This is a genomic window from Microbulbifer maximicatervae (SeqCode) (assembly GCF_052467065.1).
Genome location: NZ_CP174299.1, coordinates 178,740 through 202,068, shown reverse-complemented (window position 1 = coordinate 202,068; position 23,329 = coordinate 178,740). Strand labels below are relative to the sequence as shown.

Annotated in this window: 15 protein-coding genes; 10 read left to right on the top strand and 5 right to left on the bottom strand. The window is 41.7% G+C overall.

Annotation, left to right across the window (positions count from 1 at the left end; translation table 11 throughout):
* Nucleotides 1-92: 92 nt before the first annotated feature.
* Entirely contained in the window at nucleotides 93-3,116 is a 3,024-nt protein-coding gene (locus ACJJI1_RS00930) for a cellulose binding domain-containing protein (protein WP_444958296.1), read from the bottom strand.
* A gap of 757 nt (nucleotides 3,117-3,873) precedes the next feature.
* On the opposite strand from ACJJI1_RS00930, the gene ACJJI1_RS00925 reads away from it, so the two are divergent.
* From ACJJI1_RS00925 to ACJJI1_RS00880, 10 genes are all read left to right on the top strand, one after another.
* The gene (locus tag ACJJI1_RS00925; RefSeq protein ID WP_444958295.1) at nucleotides 3,874-5,955 is read left to right on the top strand and encodes a neutral/alkaline ceramidase; all 2,082 of its coding nucleotides are present in this window, start codon (nucleotides 3,874-3,876) and stop codon (nucleotides 5,953-5,955) included.
* Between the two features lie 857 nt (nucleotides 5,956-6,812).
* On the top strand, nucleotides 6,813-10,805 hold the full coding sequence (locus ACJJI1_RS00920; RefSeq protein ID WP_444958294.1) for a DUF6531 domain-containing protein: 3,993 nt from the start codon (nucleotides 6,813-6,815) through the stop codon (nucleotides 10,803-10,805).
* 1,296 nt (nucleotides 10,806-12,101) lie between these two features.
* Nucleotides 12,102-13,073, top strand: a complete 972-nt coding sequence (locus ACJJI1_RS00915; RefSeq protein ID WP_413662727.1) for a GlxA family transcriptional regulator — start codon at nucleotides 12,102-12,104, stop codon at nucleotides 13,071-13,073.
* A gap of 1,083 nt (nucleotides 13,074-14,156) precedes the next feature.
* Nucleotides 14,157-14,642, top strand: a complete 486-nt coding sequence (locus ACJJI1_RS00910; RefSeq protein WP_444925479.1) for a hotdog fold domain-containing protein — start codon at nucleotides 14,157-14,159, stop codon at nucleotides 14,640-14,642.
* Between the two features lie 167 nt (nucleotides 14,643-14,809).
* Nucleotides 14,810-15,277: a hypothetical protein gene (locus ACJJI1_RS00905; RefSeq protein ID WP_413662725.1), complete on the top strand. Its 468-nt coding sequence runs from the start codon at nucleotides 14,810-14,812 to the stop codon at nucleotides 15,275-15,277.
* A 103-nt stretch (nucleotides 15,278-15,380) separates the two neighbouring features.
* Entirely contained in the window at nucleotides 15,381-15,779 is a 399-nt protein-coding gene (locus ACJJI1_RS00900; protein WP_444958293.1) for an MAPEG family protein, read from the top strand.
* Nucleotides 15,780-15,994: 215 nt separating this feature from the next.
* Entirely contained in the window at nucleotides 15,995-16,393 is a 399-nt protein-coding gene (locus ACJJI1_RS00895) for a BlaI/MecI/CopY family transcriptional regulator (RefSeq protein ID WP_444907712.1), read from the top strand.
* Nucleotides 16,394-16,396: 3 nt separating this feature from the next.
* Entirely contained in the window at nucleotides 16,397-17,884 is a 1,488-nt protein-coding gene (locus ACJJI1_RS00890) for a M56 family metallopeptidase (RefSeq protein ID WP_444958292.1), read from the top strand.
* A 9-nt stretch (nucleotides 17,885-17,893) separates the two neighbouring features.
* Complete coding sequence (locus ACJJI1_RS00885; RefSeq protein ID WP_444958291.1) at nucleotides 17,894-19,273, top strand: M23 family metallopeptidase; 1,380 nt, start codon at nucleotides 17,894-17,896, stop codon at nucleotides 19,271-19,273.
* 130 nt (nucleotides 19,274-19,403) lie between these two features.
* The gene (locus tag ACJJI1_RS00880; RefSeq protein ID WP_444958290.1) at nucleotides 19,404-20,273 is read left to right on the top strand and encodes an alpha/beta hydrolase; all 870 of its coding nucleotides are present in this window, start codon (nucleotides 19,404-19,406) and stop codon (nucleotides 20,271-20,273) included.
* Between the two features lie 68 nt (nucleotides 20,274-20,341).
* Here ACJJI1_RS00880 and ACJJI1_RS00875 read toward each other — a convergent pair whose 3' ends face one another.
* The 4 genes from ACJJI1_RS00875 to ACJJI1_RS00860 all read right to left on the bottom strand — a co-directional run bounded on the left by ACJJI1_RS00875 (nucleotide 20,342) and on the right by ACJJI1_RS00860 (nucleotide 23,260).
* Nucleotides 20,342-20,929, bottom strand: coding sequence for an endonuclease dU (locus ACJJI1_RS00875; protein WP_444893254.1), 588 nt, complete (start codon nucleotides 20,927-20,929; stop codon nucleotides 20,342-20,344).
* Entirely contained in the window at nucleotides 20,929-21,489 is a 561-nt protein-coding gene (locus tag ACJJI1_RS00870; RefSeq protein WP_282931996.1) for a DUF1415 domain-containing protein, read from the bottom strand. Before ACJJI1_RS00870 ends, ACJJI1_RS00875 begins: the two co-directional genes overlap by 1 nt.
* Before the next feature lie 8 nt (nucleotides 21,490-21,497).
* Nucleotides 21,498-22,031, bottom strand: a complete 534-nt coding sequence (locus ACJJI1_RS00865; protein ID WP_444958289.1) for a DUF2058 domain-containing protein — start codon at nucleotides 22,029-22,031, stop codon at nucleotides 21,498-21,500.
* A gap of 134 nt (nucleotides 22,032-22,165) precedes the next feature.
* The gene (locus ACJJI1_RS00860; RefSeq protein ID WP_413662716.1) at nucleotides 22,166-23,260 is read right to left on the bottom strand and encodes a PaaI family thioesterase; all 1,095 of its coding nucleotides are present in this window, start codon (nucleotides 23,258-23,260) and stop codon (nucleotides 22,166-22,168) included.
* Between the last annotated feature and the right edge of the window lie 69 nt (nucleotides 23,261-23,329).

Genomic DNA, 23,329 nt, shown 5'->3' with positions numbered 1-23,329 from the left:
GAAGTCGGATTTATAAAGGCTCCCAAAGTTATTGGTGAGTAAAAGCAGCGCCCTGAAAATTTCTAATCAGGGCCTGTTAAGCGAAATCCTAGTTAATTAGATACATGATCTATTGCTTTCAATAGCCCTTTATCTGGGATGTTACTGGGAAGAATACAAGAAGGAATATCTGAATGGCCAAGATTTTTACCATAAAGTAAGTTGCAAGCCATAATCTTGTGGCCTTCAGTTGTAGGGTGTACCGGGTCTCCAGTTGGGGTAATATTTCCTTGGTCTGCTAAGAAAATATTTTTGGTATTGGAGTCCTCTGATAGTGACTTCCTGATTTTTTGATTATAAAAGTCCGTACAGTAATTTTTCGGATCTTGTCCGTCTAAATCACTTCGACGAGGGATAGTTGAAATTACGAATGCAATTTTCTCAGTTGGAATATCTATGCTCTCAAAGTAATTTTGTATTCTACCTGTTATTGATATGCCTTGAGTATTATTGGGTGATGATATTATCTTACTAACGACCATATTTAGCTTCTGGGCGGATTCACTATTTTCTTCTATAGGAAGGCTACAATCAATCGCGTTATTCATGCTAAGGAAGGTGATGTCGTTAGTCCCGAGTTGTATAGGTATGACAACGCTATCTTCAGAGGTTATATCCCGCGTTAAATTGCAGGCTTGATTAGTGAGCCAGCCAGCACTAGTTTCGCCCTCCCTGCACATTTCGCTGAGAAATTGATTGAAGTTCTTGATGGAATTGAGGCAGTTGGTGAAATTGTAGCCAGGGGTGATTTGATGGCCTATCGGATCAAGATAGCAAAGTAAATCGCTGGTTGTAGCTCCAGGTATCCCAGAGTGCCAGTAATTCTTGGTCTGTTGAGACATATCGTCAGGGCCTGTTGGTCCAGTGATAGTGCCAATCGTTTCTAGTTGTTTTCCATTGTATTTTAGAATTAGCTGCTCACTGGTAGATTCTTGATCTATAGGAAAGATTGAGTTGCCATCGGCTGCTTTGGCAAGATAGTTCCAGATCTGGCTACGAAATCCGTTTGAATTATAAGGGAGTGTTGTCATGCCGTAAGTAATCGAATCACCAATAAACCATAGCATAATACTGCTACTATCTGAATGTTCATTGGGCTGATTGGGGGGCTGACTAGGTTGTGAAGGTTCTGTTGTGAGTGTACCCGTGCAGTTGCCAATTATAATTGGTGGGGTGTTTTCTCCAGAGTAATTTGCATTAAACCCAAAAGCTCGGGCCTCTCCTGCCGGAATAGATGATTCACTAGTAACAGTTATAGTCCCGTTACTTTCTGTGACTTGTGCATTCCAGAAGTGTGTGATCGATTGGTTACCTTGCCAGTTCCATTGTAGCTGCCATTTATCGAGAGAAGTCTTTCCTTTATTATAAATAACCACATTTGCCATAAAGCCACTTCCCCAATCGTTTTGCACTGCATATTCCACATTACACTGGTCTGAAGGTTCACTGGGTTCTTCCGGTATAGTAGGGGGAGTGTCAGGTTTGGGCTGTTGTGGTGGGATTTTCGATGATTCAAACCATTTTAAGGCATAGGTTCGAAATTCACTTTCTGACGGAAGGGAGGAGTTTTCCATATAATAGTTATCTAAGAATGCTCTCGCGTCCTTATAGTACTCTTGGTGAGTCTTATAAATCTCCTTTTTATTACCATCCCTGTCAATCAGCCAGTAGCCAGCGAATTCATTGATCCAGCTATCATACTCATTGTCATACATTTGCCAGTACAAAATAAATGGAGCACCCCATTGGAGTGCCGTTTTTATTACATTACGTGATAGCATATCCTGGGCTTCGCCAGAGCGGGCTCCCCAATCCTTAAACCAGGACTCTCCGTAACCATATTCGCCAATGAAAACCCGCTTTTCAAATGGCAGCCCAGATTTTTTGGGAAGATTTGAGTTGATAAATTCCAGAGCTGAGGTCAACTCACTATGTAGAGTGGCAAAATCTGAATGCTTTTCTTTGGTAGTGAGATCGTAAGCTGAATAAGACACCAAATCTACATTAGTATGGGGAAGTACGGCATTGGTTATTCGTTCTTTGCCCTGCATTGCAGATTCAACCCTATTGACCTCAATATAGTGATATAAGTTAACGTCAGAGTGGGTGATATTTGCTTTGGCATCATCAATGGCTTCTTGTCGAATATTGATCCAGTCAATTAGACCCTGTAAACGCTTAGGAGGGATAGTTTCCTGACTGTCATCTCTAGTACCATCAGTTTTTTGAACCAGGTTCCAATCGCCTTCCCAATGCCCAATCATGAATGTCTTACCGGAGCCGTTATATTCAGTTAGTAAATATTCAGCCAACGAATAAATTTTGTCATATTGCCACTTTAGCTCTTCTTCACTCATTCCTTTGTTATCCATCCAGGAACCGGAGTCCTCGACCCAAAACATGTAGATGGAGAAATCCATTTCCAAGACTTGCTGAAATTCTGGTATTTCTTCCAGCATTCGCTTGAATTGATAGTCGAGTCCAGAGTGACTTAGCTCGCTATATAGGCTCGGAGAAAGGGCTATCTTGAGTAAGTTAGAGCCCATTGAGTAAATGGCTTCAGCACTTTCAACAAGTGATCCCTTATCTGTAAATGTATACCTAGGGTTTATCGTTTGAGTGCCTAAAATTAAATTGTATTGTGAAAGGGGGTCTAACAGGTCTCGTGAAGGTGGGGTCGGATCTGGTTTATTGATGGTGTTGTTGCAACTAGCGTTAATATGAGCAGGCGTCTTTTCACCACCCGAGTAGCGAATATTAAAACCAAAAGATTGGGCTTGGCCAACGGGTACTCTTACATAGCCTTGTTTTCCAACTACAGAGATCAGGTTTTCATCCTGGGCTGAAGTAGCATTCCATATATGTGTGACTTCTTGGTCTGAGGGCCATTGCCATGAAAGTTCCCAATCACTTATTGGCTCGGTACCTGTATTACGTACAACCACTGAAGCCATATATCCATCTTCCCATTCGCTCTGTATCGTCATTTGTACATCGCACTTTTGACCGGCCAGGGATGGTAGGGATAAGAAGGTCAATATGGTAAAAACTGAGAGGGGGAGAAGTTTAGCGTGCATTATATATGTATCTATATGGATTACTGCAGAGTAGTCGGATATTGATAGCTACATAAAGTTCACATATTTATAGTCAGGGGCGTCAAATGCTAAAAGGACCGATTATTAATGTTATTCAACTTCCACCTTATTTCATGTCAAGAGAACTTTGAATGTTAAGTACAGGTGTTTGCCTAATTAATTGTTAATTTAATTGTTTTTGTGAACAAGTGATCAATCTATGGAATATAATTGGAAGCTTATTGAGTGATAATTTTGAATGGCGAAAGTTTTTAACATTTCCTCTCTAAATGTAATTCAAATCCCCTAATCTATCCTTTCTTTACACTCATTTTTAGATTGTACTTGCTTGAATTGTAAATATTTAGGTTTGCTGTAGTTCAGAAAATCTTCGTATATTTAAAATTATTTTACTTTCGACTCTAAATTAACGGATTTATGGCGGGCAATTACTCTGCGGGTGCTACCAAATACAGCCAGTTAGGGTATTCTGAACATGCGTACTAGAGCTGTACTCTCAGTTTTAGTGTGCTGACAGCAGGGAGGTTATGGCTACTATGAGTATTTTTAAAATAATAAAGCCGCTTTTCAGGATGAGATAATAAAAGCCAAGATTACATTGGCTAACTATCTAGAGAGTCGCGTCCGAGTTGATCGGAAGTGGCTTATTCAGGTATCAACTTTCAACGAAAAGGATGCGCCTTCACTTCTGTGAACTGGCGAATGTACTCCTGCGTGTATAGATTCTGGAGAAAAAATGAAAAAAATAATTAATGGTTACGTCATTGCTTTAATAGTATTTATTGGAGCTTCTTCTACTGTTAAAGCATCTGACTGGCGTGTTGGTGTTGGTAAGTATGATATAACTGGCCCGGCAGCAGATGTTGGAATGGTAGGATATGGAGAAACGGGGCAGACAACTAAGGGAATTCATACCCGTTTATGGTCCCGCGCATTCATAATTTCTGATAGCTCTGAAAATGAGCGTTTGGTATTCGTATCAGCAGATTTGCAAGGTATTCCGCAGGGCGTGAAGCAGGGTGTCGTAGATAAATTAAAAAATCTCTATGGTAATAGTAAGTACACCGAAAAGAATGTGATGCTGACTGCTACACATACCCATGTAGGTCCTGGGGGGTATGATCATTATGTCATGTTGAATATGAGTGCTCTTGGGTATGCGGAAGATAACTATGACGCTATTGTTGATGGTATTTTTCAGTCAATCGTTGACGCGGACAGTGGACTAACTCCAGGTGACATCTTTATTGAGCAGGGGATCTTGCTCGATACCAGTATCAATCGAAACCCAGACCCTTATTCAGAAAATACTGATGCAAGCGACTATCAATACGATACCAATAAAACCATGACCCAACTCAAGTTGGTCGATGCCAACAACAAAGCACTGGGAGTTATTAATTGGTTTGCAGTACATAATGTCTCTTTAGGAACAGGGCAGCGGCAACTTAGCGGGGATAATAAGGGGGCGGCGAGTCAATTGCTGGAGTCTTGGGCTGCCGAGCAGGGTGCTGCAAGTCAATTTACTGCGGCATTTGCCAATAGTAATTTAGGTGATGCGTCTCCGAATATTTGTGGCCCTAGGGATGGATGCGGAAATTCTGAGTATGAAAGTTTACTTTTATCTGCGGAAAAGCAAGTTGTAAAAGCTCAGTCTCTTTACCAATCAGCTACTGTGAAACTTGAAGGTGGATTAGATTATCGACATCAACATATCTATTTCCCTGGCTATACCGTAGCAGGTGAATTTACCGGTGAGGGGCAAATAGATATTTGTGAAGGTGCTGTCGGCTGGTCATTTACTGCAGGATCAAGTTGGGACGGTCCCAGCAATATTGATGGTATTTTTGAGGGAATGTCTGTTGAAAATGAGGGGGTGGATTGGGATAGAGATGTGGGACTATTCGAATCGGCTATTAATGGTTATCCACTTTTTGGCCTGATGAGTGCATTCTCTGCAGCCGCAGTATATGAGGATACTCAGGATGACCCCTGCCAGTACCCCAAACCTACATTTGTAGAGCGTGAGGTAATAGGCCAAGCACTTTATACCCCTTACCTACCTTTCCAAATGTTTCGCATAGGCTCACTTGTTTTGGTCGCCGCCCCGGGTGAAATGACGACTATGGCAGGCCGACGTCTTGAAGCAGAAGTCTTGTCAGCTTTTGAAGGAAGCGGTGTAAACACTGTGGTGATTGCCGGTTTGGCAAATGCCTATTCCGGTTACATAACTACCCCTGAAGAGTTTGATAGGCAGCACTATGAGGGAGCACATACCATATACGGCCCCAATACCCTTGCAGCCTATAGACAGATTTATACCGAAATGACACATGCTATGGTCAATGGCGTAGATATTGCTGCAGGGCCTACTCCGAAAGATCTGTCTGATGACCAAATCATTAATGTAATTGGGGTTGTTTATGATGACAAACGCCTGTGGGAGTCTTTTGGTCAAGTCTGGGATGATGTAGGTACCAGCTACAGTGCTGGCGATACTGTATCTGTCACTTTCCGTTCTGGCCATCCCCGTAATGACCTGAAGACTGAGAGTACGTTCATTGAAGTACAGCGTAAAGTTAACGGTAGTTGGGAAACTTATCTTACCGATGATGATTTGGATACACGCTTTATTTGGACACGAGATACGGCTATTGATTGTATGGCCTGTTCATTTGCTGAAGGGCAGTGGATCATCGGAGAGGATACACCATCAGGCACTTACCGAATAAAGCACTTTGGTAACTGGAAGAGTGGTTGGACTGGGAAGATTTCCAGCTATTCAGGTAAGTCGAGTAGTTTTACTGTTAGCAATTAGTGCTCATTACGGATCGGTTGGATAATCCAGCCGATCTATTATGTCTATACCCATAACAGACGTACCTTTATATATAAATATTCGACTGCTGAATCGTTATCAATTTTGTATTATATTATTTGAGCGAATACTATAATTTACGCTGACAATTTAATGGGACTTAAGTGCTCTCTTTGAGATTAGTTTACCATCCATAACTTTAAACTATATTTAATGTCGCTAAATGGTGCTTTTTTGTCAGAATATGCTGTCATATATCGCTTGACTGTTATTTTCTTTCTTTGACCCTAGTCAAATTTAATTGCACTATATGCAGTGTACTCTCCTGTAATCGCTTTTTCCTATCGCAACAATACAAATTAAGTTAGCTTTCACCTAATTTCTAGTTACTCCGAAAGATGGTGGTATGTTAGGTATCTTGGAGGATTGGCTTAGTAGCTATTAGATAGGGATTATAACTATTTCGTTTAGATCATTTGAAAAGTCTTTAGATGTGGATGAATTATGGTTTTCCTATTGGTATAGCTTTTGATGTTGCTATTGTGACTTTTAGTATTTTGCTTGTGATAGTGAAGACTTGAATGTGAATCGAGAGCTTAGTGTTCCCGGCTTTGAAACACGGACTACTAAACTTCACACTCATTGTCAAAATTTTGGACGTAGAAACTGTTCTTGGTTCAGCCGATTTTTTAAAACCGATGTAAGAAGGCTGAAATATATTTCTTTGTCCTTTGAAAGAAAAATCGTCCCAGTAGAAATGATTATGTCGAAGTTGAGCACCTAGTTTAGGTGCTTTGAATGGATTCGTTTTTTGATGACCGCAGAATAGTCGGTCAGCGGTTGATAGGATTTAACTTTTGATACAGCTCTATATCGAAAACTCTCAGGGCTCTCGTTATGCGGTGCGGCCTGGATGGATATGCCAGACGGGTCCCTCTAGAAAGATTGATGCTGCTGAATTATTGAGGATGTTCGATACTAACACTCTTCAGTTAGTGTATGACCAGTACCTTGGCTTATACACAACCTTTGCGCCAGATATAGACCCTGAGCAAGAGCGTCCCCCATCTCAATCGCGATTAAGTAATGTGCCTGGCTATCTTAATGAGCGGGATAAAGCCATTTATCGGGCATTGGCTCAGAATCAACTGATTATTGAAGAGGCCCCATTGCCATATTCGGCATTGGGGGATCTACAAACAGAGTTGGTTGCTAAGATTCGTATGGGCTTGCAGAAAATTATTACGCAGGAAGTTGCAGATAAGGCTTTTATTAGCCAGCAAACTGATTGGAGTTGGGTGAAGCGTGTAACAACTGCAAAAAAGAAAGTAAAAGAAACTGACAGCTCTGTGTGGCGCTTATCGATTTGGTCAAAGAGTGCTGTTGATGTTGAGAAGATAGTAAGTCCAGCACGTCAATCATTTGAGTTTAGCTCTGCGGCAATCAATTATGTCTTATATGAAGAAACTCCAGAAGAAGAAGCTGATGAATGTGTAACCTCCCTGTATCGAGGTGTGATTGATGTACTAGGCTTTAATCCCAGTTCTGTTTCAAAAAAGCAGCTCCGCTTGAGTTTCAACATAGCCGAGGTTATTTATAGTGACCCAACTCTTCGGGGAGCAGTTTTTCATTTTGCCCAGGACTACATCAAAACACAACATAGCTTGCAGCACACAAACTTAACTGCAAGTGGTACTTTTGAGATCATTTTGACTATAGCACTTGCGGCATTGACTGAGGGAGATGTAGCTATAACATCCTTAACTAAGAATAAGCGCTTAGTGAATGCTTTTCGTAATATTGGCGATTTAATGTTTGATTTTGCCAGGACAAAAAAGCAAAGGAAAATACTTGCTAAAAATTCAGGATATCCGACAGTAGGCAAAAGCACTGCTGTATCCGGAAAGAAAACCCCCAAAATAGCTGCACCCCGAAAAAATAGTCGAAATTTAGTGCAAGTCAAAGTGGGTAACGAGCTGCGAGAAAATAAAAGGGGTAGTGAACAAGCTTTCACAGTGCCCCATGATGTAAAGTCTGAATTTTATAAGATAAATTGTGTCAGGGATTATTCATATGATACTGATAACCACATTAGCGAAGTAGGTGAAAATTATAACTCCGATATATGTCAGAGCGATAATGTTACTGGTGAAGTAACTAGGTCTGTAAATCTAAAAACTGGAGAGGTTCAGTTTACTTTAGAAGATTTGGTATTGGAGGGGGCACTACCCTTATCGGTAACTCGTACCTATCGCAGTAGTAATTCAAGAAATTTCGGATTGGGTTGTGGCTGGACTCATACATTTAGCGAGCGCTTGGTTTGGCGTCCAGGCAAACCCATACTCTTCTTTGATTCTGAAGGTAGAATAATTAGCTTGCCAGCTCCCGGAAATAGCTCGCGCAGTCATAATATTTATGAGAGATTAACTCTCACGCGAGTAAACGATGAGCATTGGATCATTACGACATATGGAATTTCCAATGGAGTACAAAGACATTTTAAAGCTACTGGTGAAACTGGTGCGTTAAAGCTCGCTGAGATTCGGGATGATAACGATAACTTTTATTTATTCAACTACTCAGGGGAGTATTTAAGATCGGTCGAGAGTAGTTCCGGTGAAATTTTATACATTAGCTCGCTTGATGAATCTCCTGAAAGTCACCTTATAAATACTTTGACAAAAGAAAATAATTCGGGAAGTTCTGAAGTAGTAGCTCAATATGTCTTTGATAGTGAAAATAATCTGACTGAAGCTGTAGACAGTGTTGGCAATAATGAAAAGTATGTTTATCACAAAGGCCTTATTAAACAAAGAACTTTAAAAACTGGTTATAGTTTCTATTTTCAGTGGGATGCTGAGGGTAGTTCAGCTCATTGTATACGGCAGTGGGGGGACCCTATTGACGAAAAAGCTGCTTACAGTTATCAATTTATCTGGGAGGAAAGTGGTCACGGAGCAACGATGTGTGACACGAGAGGCGGGCGGCAACGTTTTCACTTCAATAATCGCGGATTACTCACGTTCCATCAAGATGCTGAAGGTGGAGAAACGTGGTATGAATACAGTGATCTAGGTCACGTTACAAAAGTACGGCTACCCAGTACTGATGGGACTATACGTGAGGAGTTATTCCGATATGACAATCAGGGTCGCTTGACCGAGAAGATAGATGTGGCCGGTAATAATTATCAAATTGAATATAACAATGAAGGTCTCGCCACAAAGTATACTGATCCATCAGATAGCAGTTGGCAGTATAGTTACAACAAAAAAAGACAGCTGGTGCTAGCTGAAGACCCGCTAGGCAACCAAGTGAAATATGACTATACCTCTGCTGGCAAGATTAATTCTATTAGTGACTCATTAGGTAATGTTACGAGTTATCTGTGGGGAAGCAGCAATAAGCTATTAAGAATAAGTTGCCCCTTCGGACGATCTATTGATTGTAGATATGATGTTGATATTCGCACGGAATTGTTAACGCCTGCTGAGACGAAAGAGGCTTCTTGCAAGAATGAGGATCAGGGTCGGATCAATGTTAAGGTTGCTCAAAAAGATACAGATATTCAGTGCAGATTTAACCAGCATGGATTAGTTTCAGAAATATTAGATAAGGATGGGAGTTATACGCGTTATTCTTATAACGCACTCCATCAAATAAAGAGCAAGACTAGTTCCAGTGGCAGTCAATTAGAATATCATTATGATGGAGAGGGCAATTTAATTTGCCTTATAAATGAAAAGGGTGAGTGTTATCGGCTGAAATATGATCTCAATAACCGATTAATAGAAGAGGAGGATTTCTATGGTCGTGTTACCCACTATGCATATAATGTTGCTGGCCACTTAGTAAATTCTACGAAAGTAATTGCTTCTCAATCAGGCATTGGTACCGATATCTACTTTGAACGTGATTTGCTGGGCCAATTAATAAAAGAAACTACGCTAGAGGGCGTTAATAGCTTTAGATATAATTGCCTAGGGCAACTGATCGAAGCTAAAAATAATTACTGTAGTCTGAAGTGGGAATATGATGCTAGTGGTCGTATTGTAGCGGAATGGCAAGATGATAGTAAGCTCAGTTATAAGTATGATATTTTAGGTAATCTTACGGCAACTTCACTATCCAGAAAAGAAGATGTTAAATTTATCTTTGATCATTTTGTGGAATCTGAGAATTCACCCTTCTCCTCAGTAAATGGAAATTTCAATTCTTTGTTGATAAAAACAACCGAAGGGTTGAAACCTCTGGACAATTATGATCCTCAGGTTTATGTGCAAGGCTTTATTGTTAGTAAGTTTGAAAGGCCAATTGATACAGTTACAAATATTTTGAATTTATTGCCGAATAGTAGCTGTTCACTTGCCAGAGTTAATCATTCCGGCAAGGTTAATAAAAATATCTTTAATGTTCATAACTTTTGTAATAGTGATTCAGATCAGTTTCTTGCCTTCTTAATTTATGACCCCGCTGATAGTCTCCTAGGTAAGCTTAACTCGACGAGTAAGCTTGATAGTCAGATTCCTGGCAAAGAAGTTATTGAGAATAGAATCGTTGATAATGGCAATATATCCCGTGGTTATACCTCTTCTACAGGTCGTGTTGAAGAAGTTGGAGGGGAGGGGGCACAGAGGATTCGATACCATTATAATTGTCAGCAAAAGTTGATTAAAATAGAAAATCTAAAAGTAGAAAAAGGTGTAGAGAAATTTCAGGATGTGATTCGGTATCAATACGACCCCTTGGGGCGATGTGTAAGAAAGGAAAATTATGATGGTTGTGTCAGATTCTTTTGGTCTGGTGATACGCTTATTCAACAGCTTAAGAATGACGATCAAAGTAAATGAAGTATTATTTCGTAAAGGCTTATAAGTTGTCTGTGATATAGGGGGTTAACTCGAAAGCTTGAATACGTTAATTTGCGTAAGTTTTTACAGCAGTATTGCATTTTGAGATAAATCATATTCAGTGCTTCTTTACATGAAGACAAGTTGCTGTCCTTTTTAGCTTATATAAGTCTATGCGGGTTAAATTGCTAGATAGGGCTTTCGGCAACATAAAGGGCAATAGCTTTAGTGTGTTATTTTCCATAAATAATGAAAACTCACTTTCTGAAGTCTTGGCTATCCTGCCAAGGTTGTCGGTAGTCATTGCTTATCCGCCCTGGAAGTAGCAGATTACCATGCGTAGCCTGAAGCCTATCTATATTTAATAACCCTCGAAAGTCCCAGCTATGGGGTTCAGCACCCAACCGACTGTAAGAATATGTTAGAGAGCTTGCTAAGCCTGAGGTTATTTGAGTCGATAAATTATTTAAATTTCTATGAGATCATCAATATTTTGATGCTCATATGAGCGAATAAGTAAGTGGTACGGCGGTGCACTTCTTGCGGGCTTTTAGGTCGTTATACGATAGAGCGAAGGCTTTAGGCGATAAATGTGAGTTTCTTTTGTTTCTTGCCTTGAATCAATTCATATTATCTGAGATGAATAGGAGTTTAGATATTTACAGCTCCTTTTATTAGGAATGATTATCTTTTTCCTTTAATGGCGTTAGGTCTTTGAAGCGGCTCTTCTGTTGATGTGGCTGGGTAGTGTTTCTTTGTTGTAATTATTGGCCGCAATCAAAGTTTATTTGGCAGGATGCAGGGCTGTTTCATATACGACTATATATTCCGAAAAAAAATATCGTTATTACTTTACAGAATAGAAAAAGCTGGTACCTTAGGGTCAGGATTGCTTAATTATACAGGATTAACAGTTTGTGATATTGGTTCTGAAGGTGCCTTATTAAATAGCATTTTTATGTATATGGATGATGAGAGTATGGCTGATGGATAGTGTGTTTGCCTGTAGTCTCTAATTGGGGTAAGAATCATCGTGTGATCAATTCTCACTATTGGGTAGTAGCCACCTGGTATATTACTCAGATCAAGTGAAGAATTAACTTATTAGTAGTGTTTCCAGTTAATCTGGATTTTATTTAGGTTTTATTAAGCTTCCGCTATGGCGTTTTTTCACCTTCCTCTGAGGTGGTTGGGCTACCCAAGATAGTATTCCTGAAGTTTCTTTTAATAAGTTAGTAATCCGCACAGTGATTTTTGAGTTTGGTATATAGTTTTACGCTTATTCTGCAATTTAAAATGAACTGTAAAAAGAAAGTATCTATCGTATTTTACCCTGGGGCACACTCATTAGATGTAATGGGGCCCGCAGAAGTGTTTTCGCTGGCAAATCAGCAGCTAAAGGATAGGGGCTTTAGTTGTGATGATCAGTATGAGGTCGAATTCTTAGCCGAAGATGGAGATACCAAGGAAATCTCATCAGGTTTAAGGATATGCTCAGATAGATGTTTTACTGATTCAAGAGGAATTCATACTCTCCTTGTGAGTGGTAATCTTAATGCTGCTGATGATTTGAATATCAGTGAATGTTTGAGTAGATGGCTTTCTCTTCAGTCTGGTTTAGTTAAGCGTATAGGCTCTATTGGCAATGGAGCTCTGATTCTCGCAAAAGTAGGTTTGCTAAATGGTCGGCGTGCCACTACCCATTGGAGATATATTGATCAGCTGAAGAGATTCCCAGAAGTGGATGTCGATTCAGAATCTGTATTTGTCAAAGATGATCATATATATACTTCTGCAGGTGTTAGTGCGGGGGTTGATATGGCTTTGGCAATGGTAGAGGATGATTTTGGTCGGGGTATTGCTTTAGCTGTTGCTCAATTAATGGTCTTATATCTCAAGAGAGATGGAGATCATAAACAGAGTAGCACTTATCTTATGAGCCAGTTAAAGAGTGATCGTTTTTTAGAGCTGGTGCAATGGATTCATAGTAATTTGGATAAAACTTTATGCGTTAATAGTCTCGCGGAAAAGACATCTATGAGTCCGAGAAACTTTGCTCGCTGCTTTACTCGGGATATGGGAGTAACTCCAGGTCGATTCGTTGAGAAAATTCGCATTGAAAAGGTTTGCCAGCTTTTAGCAACTCAAGCGTTAACTCAGGAGCGTATTGCTACTATCTGTGGTTTTAAGTCTCAAGAGCAGCTTAGAAGGGCATTTCGCCGAAATAAGGGTATGTTGCCGAGGGAATACCGTCGAAAGTTGTCGTGAGATAATTTATGGGACAGTCTATTCGGTGGGGTTGTCTCATTTTCAGAAAAGATATTTTTATCCTTGGATGCAAATATAGATAACATTTTCTGTTAGATATTTTTGTTCTTCTTACCTAATTCTTGCTTTGTCTTCCCTTTTGTAGATGCCTCCACTAGATTTGCATTTGGGTGAAAATCTTTTCGCTGACTTTTATTCTTACACCAAAGCTTGGTTCTCTCCATTATAGAACATTGCTAGGGCTGATTGAGTCGGTCCCATGAATAGGAATTAATTTGTTGTGTTAAACAGAAGCTCTAATTTTCGCAGGTAGAGTGCGAGCTTCTCGGTCTCTATTAGGAACAGGCCGGTAGTAATTGGTAAGTGATATAATATATCCCGATATCTATGTAGGTGTGGCGATAAAATAGTGATAGATTTGTGGCCTAATAAAATTAGGCTCATGAAAGGGAGCCCTTTAGAGGTGTAAATATTCTGGGAATCTAATATTGTTGGTGCGTTGTTGGTGCGTTGTGGGGGCGCGACCATACCCTTTTCAATATTAAATTTCTGAAAAATTTATAATGTACCCTTAATTATGTTGGATATATTGAAAGTTAGATGTCTTAGAAATGGATAAAGCAGGTACCGCGCGAGAAGTATAGTTAGAATTTAAACTAAGATTTTCTGGTCTGACAATTTTCGATATCTAATCTTCAGTATTAATTGACATATAATTAGCTACTCAGTCTAAGCTTTTTTGTAAAAGATTGTCTAAGTGAATTTTTTGGACATCAAAAACAATCTTTCAAGGTGTGCAGTAGCGATTGCCATTTAGTATGCCTCTCAGCTTGCAGATATACTTACTTTACCTATTAATGGATATGCTTTTAAGGGATACAAATTATTAGCTCTAGCCCTATTAATTGCACTCGCTTATGAATCAAACCTCCTCTTGGGCATTTCTGCGCTTGGAATAGCCCATGTCAATAAAACTGATAGATCTGAGTATCCTGGACTACCGGAAGTTGATATATAGTGGCCTAAATAGCTTAAGACCGCCCATATAGAGTGGCGGTTCGATGTATAGGATGGAGAGGTAAGATGGACTATCAATCTTCTAAAAGCCCGGTACTTAATCTTTGGGGGCGATTTGGCGGCTCGGCATTGGGCCGCTGGCTGGTGTCTAAATTAGTGGCACTTAAGGCACCGTATTTTCGTTCAATCAAGCCGCGTTTCCTGGAATTATCACCGGGTAAAGTGGAGGTTTTGCTAAATAAGCGTTGGAGCGTGACAAATCATATCGGTACTGTACATGCTATCGCTATGTGTAACGCCGCTGAATTAGCTGGCGGTGTTTGTTTGGATGTGTCTTTGGATCGACGCTTTCGCTGGATACCAGTAGGGATGGAAGTCAAGTACTTAAAGATGGCGAAGACTAATCTACGAGCCGTTTGTGAGTATCCAGGGTTTAAAACCATTGAGGCTGGCGATGTTGTTATGCCTGTGAGCGTTATTGATACTAATGGAGAGGAAGTATTTCATGCCGATATTACCATGCGTGTATCAGAGCGCCCCAACGCGAAGTAGTAGAGTTGTCATTTGAGGTCAACTCTTGGTGTATTTTCAAGGGGAATTGCCTTACTTTGAGCTTGAATATGGAGAAGAGTATGCAGGCTGGGAGGGGATGAAGTGTGCTCTACTCATAAATCTCGTAGAATATTTCTCTGTTCAGTCTTGATGTATTTGGAGGGTTTATGAGATTGGCTTGGCAGATAGAAAAGTCGACATGCCTCTTTGGTGGTGAAAATAAAACTGCTACGGAGCATGAGTTACACCGATCGGAAAGTACTGCCTTGGCGAATGATGATATTTATCAGGACCTTTCCGAGGTATTACAGCTCGCAATTTCCAAGCTTGATGAAAATGTAAGTGATACTTCTCTGTACTTCCTGATTAGTTGGGAGTCTGTATCTGCTTCTATGACGGTATCTGTAGTTGATGATAGCCGAAGCAATGACTCTAAAGTAGTTGTGCACTGTCACTTTGCTGGACTGGCTTCCCAATATGATGCTGAGCCGAAGAGGCAGCAGGCTTTGGTTAAATGGTCGGATGAACTTAGGTTTTGGTGTAAAGAGTATCTATCTACTGATCAAGGTTTTTCACAGTTTTCTCTGGTTGCATTGTTCGCGACAGGCTCCAGAGATACTGCTGTGATTCTTTAAAATGTAGCTGAAAACGATGCTTATATAGTGTGAACAACTAGGGCGGGGAGGCGAGGCTTAAAATGCCCTCCCTGTACAAATAACATAGGAAATGGAGATTTCTATGAATGTTTACTATTTGTGTATTGGGCTCTTAGCGGCATTATCCCTTTTGCTCGGCGCCTTGGTTACTGTTGGGCGGGGTAAGTATGAGGTTTTAGTTGGGCATTCTTTCGACCCCGATAATACCCTGCACAAATGGGTAAGGGCCCATGCAAATACAGCAGAATATGCTCCCCTTTTGATGGTACTTATTTACTTAGTGAGCTTAGGGCAGTCTTCTACCTGGGTTTGGTGGTTTGTTATTCTGCTGACCGCCTGTCGATTTCTTTATGTTGCAGGCATCTTATTTCCCTCCACTATGGCAAAGCCTAACCCAATGCGCTTCTTGGGTGCCGTAGGCACTTATATCTTTGGATTGGGGCTTTGCTTGGCGCTGGTGCAGCAAGCCCTGAGGCTTTGAGTTGGTTGCAGGCGCTTTCAAACCTTATATTGGTTGGTGCTTAAACTGATCAAAATCGATTGGTTTATCGATAGCTTTTAACTTTTTGCCAGCCGGCAAAAACTGTTTACGATCCTGGCTGTATAAAAAACAACCTAACAAGTTTCCCTGCAGGATGGTTGACCGGATGCGACACTTGTCGCACACTAGCCCTGACTGTCACACGGGAAGATAAAATGAAAAAGGTAAAACCGTCCCCATCAGAACTTGCGCTGTTGAAAGCCCTTTGGAGGCGAGAACCGCTGAGTGCCAGAGAGTTACATGATCGGGTGGGACCTGAATTGGGTTGGTCATACTCCTCTACTCGAAAGACACTAGATCGGATGCGGGATAAGTCGTTTGTGGCTCAATCTGAGATCCATGGAATCCATGTTTATAGCCCTGCGATTGAGAAGGTGGAAACTTTGGCGTCATATGCAAAAGATTTCGCTGAAAGAGTATTAGAGCTTGATGGTCCCCTTCCTGTGTCGATGTTTGCCGGCAGTAAGTTAATGAGTGATAAAGATATCGAGGAGCTTCAGGCAGTACTTGATTCCTGGCCTGACTCTGAGCCGGTCAGCAAGGATGGTGAATAGGCTATGGCCGAGATAGTCTCTACAGTTCTACCATTTGCACTGGATTTTCTAGCTACTTCTTTCTTCTCAATATTGTGGGCGGGGTTGGTTTTTATTGTTATTTGGCTGGCAACAGCTAGAAATAAAGACAGCTTTAATGCGATATACCATTGGCGAAGTTTCTGGTTGTGTGCAATGGTCGCTGCCGGTTCCCCATTTTTTCTTGCGCAATTGAGCGATCAGTTAACGTTGGGTATTGCTCCGGATCTGAATTTTGAATTACCGCCAGCTTATGAGGCTACCTCTATACCACCAATTAACATAGTTCTGCATGAGTATGTATCGACCTCTTTGAGCTCTGTTGAATTACTGGCTTTTCTTTGGTTGCTTATATATCTGTCCGGGGTGTTTTTTACCTTATCTAAAGTGGTAGTGAGTCAGTTTTTCTATGGTAAGAAATTGCGTTTAATAGCAAATAATAAGCTTTCTGTTGTTAAATTTGACCAGTTTTTTACTTCATCTCAAAGTGATTTTCTAATCGGAAGTAAGACTCAGGTGTTTATAACACACTCAACGATTACACCATTTGTGATGCAGCTATTCAGTCGTAAATTGGTGCTTCCCTCCTATATTTTATCAATGAATGAAACGGAGCGTCATCTAATCATTGAGCATGAAATTATGCACTTGAAAAGGCTTGACCCCTTGTTGATTCTGATTGTGCATATATTTACTTGCATCCTATGGTTCAATCCCTTCTTAGGTTGGATGAAGTCTCGATTCAGCTGGGCGATAGAGTTGGGGTGCGATCGCGAAGTTCTAAAGTCATGTAAGCGAGAATTGCACCGTGTTTATGCACAAGCAATGATTGACACTCTTCGACGGAACTCTTCAAAAAGAACAAGTGACTGGGTTGTAGCTTTCTCTTTCTCTGGTGGTACGAGTCAGGCTCCTTTTTTCCGACGCAGACTTTTGAATATTATGGAAGCCTCAAGGGCGGGGGCTAATAATGGCGAATTAGGTGTCTATTTACGCGCTATGTTGTTCTGCAGTTTTTCAACCATTTTAATACTCGGAGGGCTACTGTTAAAACCGGGATTAACAATGGCTTCAGTGGAGATTACCAAATTGACAGTCCCGGTTGAGAGTGCCCGTATTAGTAGCCCTTTTGGTGATTTCAGTAAAATTCGCAAAAAACCCCATGAAGGTACTGACTTTGCGGCACCGATTGGTACTCCGGTGGTTTCAGCTGAAAGTGGTGTTGTAATAGTCTCTACTGATGATTATAAGCATAAAAATTATGGGAAAATCATAATTATTGATCATGGTAATAATACGAAAACTCTGTACTCCCATTTAAATGAGCGGGAGGTTGAGGCAGGGCAGTCAGTACGTGCCGGCCAGGCGATAGGAACTGTGGGTATATCAGGGCGTGTAACAGGGCCACATCTTCACTTTGAACTCATCAAAGAAGGCAAGCGAATCAACCCAGACACTTTGCTTGCGAAGTAAGGGGGGAGTGTGATTTATTACTTAAGAAAAGTAGGGTTACCTGTGAGGCGATTAACTATTTTCTTTCTGATCGATATCTGGAGGATGGCTTTGTTGCTGGTTCTTTTGTCGATTCAATCACTGGCGATAGCAGGGCCGTTATTGGAAAACCATTCCAATGTTAAATCGGTACAATATGATTTATCTTTTACACTGCCCCTACTCAATGATCTATCCTTGGTACATCAAGATGAAGGGATGCAGCGTAGGGAAGTGGCCCCTCCATATAGAGTTGAGAAAGAATATCTAGAGCGCACAAAAAAAGTTCAACTAGCTAAAAACCAAGGGGTTTTATCATTATTGGTGGATAGTGGAGTCGATCGTGCAGAAGCGTATAAAATAATTCAGGCTTTGTCGGAACATGTCAATGTCAGTATCCTACCAGTTGGTAAGGAATTTAACTTAACAATAGATACTACTGGAAAGCTTAATAAGCTTACCTTGGTTGTTGGCTTTGCAGAGAGTTTGGAGTTGGTTAGACATGGAGACAATTATAGAGCTAATCAATTTGAATCTCCTGTCGATGCCAGGAAATACTACGTTAAAGGTGAAATTTCGGGCAGTTTATACCAAAGTGGAAAAGAGTCTGGTCTATCTAATTCTGTGCTCACAAAACTAAATGAAATATTTAGTTATTCCGTAGATTTTCAACGGCAGATTCGAGCAGGTGATCAATTCTCTGTTTTCTATGATACCTTGTTCAATAGCCAAACTGGAAAGGAAAAACTAAATAGAATTTTATTTGCTGAGCTTATTCTTAGTGGAGAAAAGATAAGTTTATATCGGTTTTCTACTGAGGGACCTCAGGGGGTGGATTATTTTTACCCTGATGGCCAAGGCTCTAGAGGGTTTCTAATGCGTACTCCGTTAGAGAATGCAAGGTTGTCATCTTATTTTGGGCGCCGCAAGCACCCAGTCCTAGGGTATACCCGAGTACATAAAGGTTTGGACTTTGGAGCCCCTTTGGGCACGCCGATATTGGCTGCAGGTGATGGTATTATTGAGCGAGCTTCTTATTTTGGTAGTTTCGGCAACTATATTCGTATTCGCCATGGCTCCGGGATAAAGACTATTTATGCGCACCTTAAGGGGTACGCGAAAGGAATTAGTAAAGGGGGAAGAGTAAAACAGGGGCAGGTAATCGGTTACCTTGGCGCTACAGGTCGTGTGCAGGGGCGTCACTTGCACTATGAAATTCATAAAAATGGTACGGCTGTTGATCCATTAAGGCTTGACCTCCCTATTAGTAAGGGGCTGGTAGGAGATTCTTTAAATCAGTTTTCTCAACAGGTTCAAAAGATTCAAGATGAATTGATAAAGTACGCTCAACCAAATCAGTTTGATTCATAATAAAGCTTTTCTTTATCTTTTTTATTTCTCTCTCACCTTATTATATGCAGGGTTTAACTGGCTTACATTTTTGTTGGTAGCGGATTTTTTCTTAAAGCAATATTGAGTATAAAATTAAACTAGGTTAAATATGATTAGAGCTATTCTGCTGATAGCCATTCTGGTGCTGTCTAATTCACTAATTGCAGAGCCCCTCATTACCAAGGTTTCTGAATCTTTTGAGTTAAGTGGATCTAAAATATACACAGTTGACTCTGATATTCTCAAACGCAAATACGACTTGTACGTGAAGTTACCATCAGGTTACTCGAACGATGACAATAAAAATAAGACCTACCCGATAATTTACCTTAATGATGGGCCTCATACATTTAAGGTTGCCTCGGGTGTTACACACTTTAAGGATATGGATAAAGCCATCGTAGTTGCTATTTCATTCGCTCACGGAGAAAATGGGCAGTATAGTCGAGTTCGAGATCTCACGCCCGTAGTCGATAGTGGGTGGAAGCGTTATACAACTGGTGGAGCCAGTAAGTACTTACAGTTTATTGAAAAAGAAGTAATGCCCTTTATTGAGGGGAGCTTTAGGGGGGATCCCACACGTAGGATTCTTTCAGGTCATTCATTGGGTGGATCTTTTGGTGCTTGGATATTACTTACCAATCCACAGTTGTTTTCCACTTATATCCTGACAAGTCCCTCTCTTTGGTTTAAGGATGAAATGATCTTTGATTTGGAGGATAAATATGCAAGCCATAACAACACACTGCCTGTAAACGTCTATATTGCCACTGGCGCTTTGGAGACAATACAAAAGAGCCACATGCGTAATGATATGGTAGATGGGCATAAGAGATTTCTTGCTAAATTACAGTCGCGTAATTATCGTGGATTAAAGCTTAGTGGAGAGGTGGTGAGCGGTACGGACCACTATTCCACTTTCCCGGTGGGGTTGGCAAAAGGTTTAAGGTGGGTATATCAGGATTTGTGGGCAATATAATAATTCTCGCGGTAAAAGAAGAGCTATAGCTGCCCGCGACAAATGGTAGATCTGTTATGCTATTGGAATTATGCGCGTTTGCCACTTTGTCCGGTCATTACTGCCGCGCCAATCATATGGGCTAAACGTAGAGCTTCAGGGACATACCCAGTGTCAGTGGTTTGCTCTAACACCTGGGCGGCAATCTCCGGTTCACATCCCTGTACTTGAAAATGGAAGTTATTGTAGTTATGGATACTCCCAGCTTTCATCAGGGTTTCTTTACGCAGTAGATAGTCAGGAAAATTTTGCAGCGCTTTATCAATGGCTTGAATGTCTGGTGGTTTTCGCATTAACGCGATACAAGGGCGCTGTAAGATATCGGCCAGCTTGGGTAGATCAATAATATTGAAACCACCCACTGCTACTCCATCGGTCAATACGACATTTACCTGGCTGTAGAATTTACTTTCTTTCAGCAGTGTGGCAAGTGTTTCTGTAGCTTCCATCCCATCTTTGCTTACCTGCCCCCAAAGCATCCCCTCAAAGCGAGTTTTGGTGCAGACAATACCGCTTACTTTTACCGGCGCACCCCTTCGTTTTTCAAAAGGGGCGTCATCAAAACCGATAACTCGGATCTGCTTCCTTAATCGTAATAATTCTGCCAGAGGCTTCATTATTTCTTGTTGCCCTGAAGAAATAAGTAGGGAAATAACTTTAGTTTTTCCTCATGGCTTAATGATTCCATGCGACGGATATTATTTTCTGGAATACTCTCTGGATCTGGATATAGATCAATCATTTTTTCCAGGTTTTCTTCTCTCAGCAGGTGTAAGATAGGATAGGGTGCGCGATTAGTTAGGTTTTCTGCATCGGCGGCTGCGGTGCCAGCAAATTGATAATCTGGGTGGAAGCTGGCTAATTGATAGGTGCCTACATAGTCGTTGCGTTCCAGTAACCACTCTGCTAAATCCAGGAACTGGTTGTAGTCGCTGAATTTCCCTAGGTGATTAGGGATAATCAATAAGGTGGTAAGCAATTCAGATTCCGAAGTGGTATCGAGCCGACGTAACTCCGTCAATAGATCACTGAGTAGCGCCTCGTCTCCTGTGGCAGGACTCACCTTGAGTCGAATTTGCCCTGCACGCAGAGGTTTGCGTGCGAAAGGGCAGAGGTTGAGACCGACAACCACATCAGTAAGCCATTGTTCTACCGCCTGAGTAACAGCTTTTTCCATTTGACTGCTTACCACATAAGATCATCGGGGATCTGAAAGTCTGCATAGGGATCATCTTCATCTACCACTGCTGAACTTTCAGCAGGCCTGATTACGATATCGCTATTGCGCTCCGCAATTTTCTCGGCAATAACCCGTGGAACCAGCTCAAATTGTTCTCCCTGGACAACAATCATCAGGCGCCCCGCAATCAAGTGATCCCTTAATTCTTCGCTGACATAGATGGTTTTGATTTTTTTGTCGAAAGTGAAATTGTAAGTAGTTTCGCCCGAATAAGGTTGGCGATTTTTTTCCACCAATTGCTTGATTTGCGCGGCAATAGCTTTCTGCTGTGCAGCCGCATCGCGCTCAGCATTGAGGGCGCGATCACGAGCGGCTTTCTCTGCTTGAGCCTTTTGTGCTGCTAGCTTTGTTTCATCAATCTGGGGTTGTGAAGACTTCTTCGCAACTTTCTGTTGCTTCCGTTTATCTTTGCTGATTTGTTTGGCTTTCTTTTTATCGACAAGTCCTGCTTGGAGTAGTTGGTCTTGCAATGAGGCCATAGTCTCTTCCCCGTGAAAGTCTAAAGTTTCGGCAGCCTTTACAGGTATGCCTGATCAAATTTTCACCAACCATATGGGTTGATAGTTTGTGAGGGTATTTTACCTGAAGATGGTCCAACTACCGCTAAAGATTTTTATGGTGTCCAAGGCTTACCGGAGGTAGCAGTTGCGATGATTTCATCGGGTTCCTTGCCGTCACTCAGCATTTGAGCGCCCCCTGGAATTACCAGGGCTGAGCCAGTAGCAATAGCCACCCGCTTGCCACTGGGAGTATCAATGTTGCAAGAGGATACCCTCAGCTGCCGGCCGCGGTGGAGTACCTGCGCCTCCAGAATCAAGTCGCCACTGTTGAGCTTGGCTGGGCGAGCAAAGCGGATATGCATGTCCAGAGTAGCGAATATAGATCCTGCAGGCAGTGTGGAGTAGACCGCGCCTCCCATGGTGAAATCTGCGGCCCATGCCAAAAGTCCACCATATATAGAAAGGGTCCCATTAGAGAACCAGGGAGAGGAGGGCATAGTCGAGATACAGCGACCATTTTCAACCTCTATTGCGCGGTAACCTGTGAGCATCCAGATAGGGTGAGTTCGCCCCTCACTAATCGTGGTTCTCTGCAATTCGATAGGGACTTGCTCCGGTAAGTGTGCCATGTCGCAAAAGAACGTTTTTGGAGGAGGGCGAAGATAAGGGTCAGGTGTATCTGTTGGTCCCAGGTCGGGAATTGGAAGCTCCTGATCTGGGTTGACTGGAAAGTCGGCAATAAGGCAGCGAGTGCTACCGAAAGCGAGGGTTCTCCCCTCCTGATCGTTAATCTGAATACTTGAGAGCCCCACCTGGTTGCCCGAATGAACGGTCGTAGCTCTACCAACAATATTTTGTGTACTGCTAGTGATGGGTCGAATAAAGCACATATTTAATTCTGATGTGCTCAAGACTTTACCAGCGGGCAAGGTTGTCCATATTGCGGAGGCCAAGGGGGCGTCTGCAAACATGGCATAGATCCCCCCCCAATAGATCCCGGTCCCATCAGCTAGCCACGGCGTAATAGGCATAGAATAGGTGGCCTTACCAAGGCCGGCCTCGGTGGGAGTCATACCCGTTAGTCGCCAAAAAGGGGGCCCGGGTAAGCTGCCGCGAATGTAACGTTTAAAGGTGTCGAGACCAGGTTGCTGCAACGCCCTGAGGTCACAGATGGCACCACGATGGACTTCGTCGGTGATATTGGTCATCCCCCAGCCTCCAGTTGCTTCTAGGACAAGGGTAATGTGAGGGTTTGTTGGATGCGAAAAAGGGAGAAA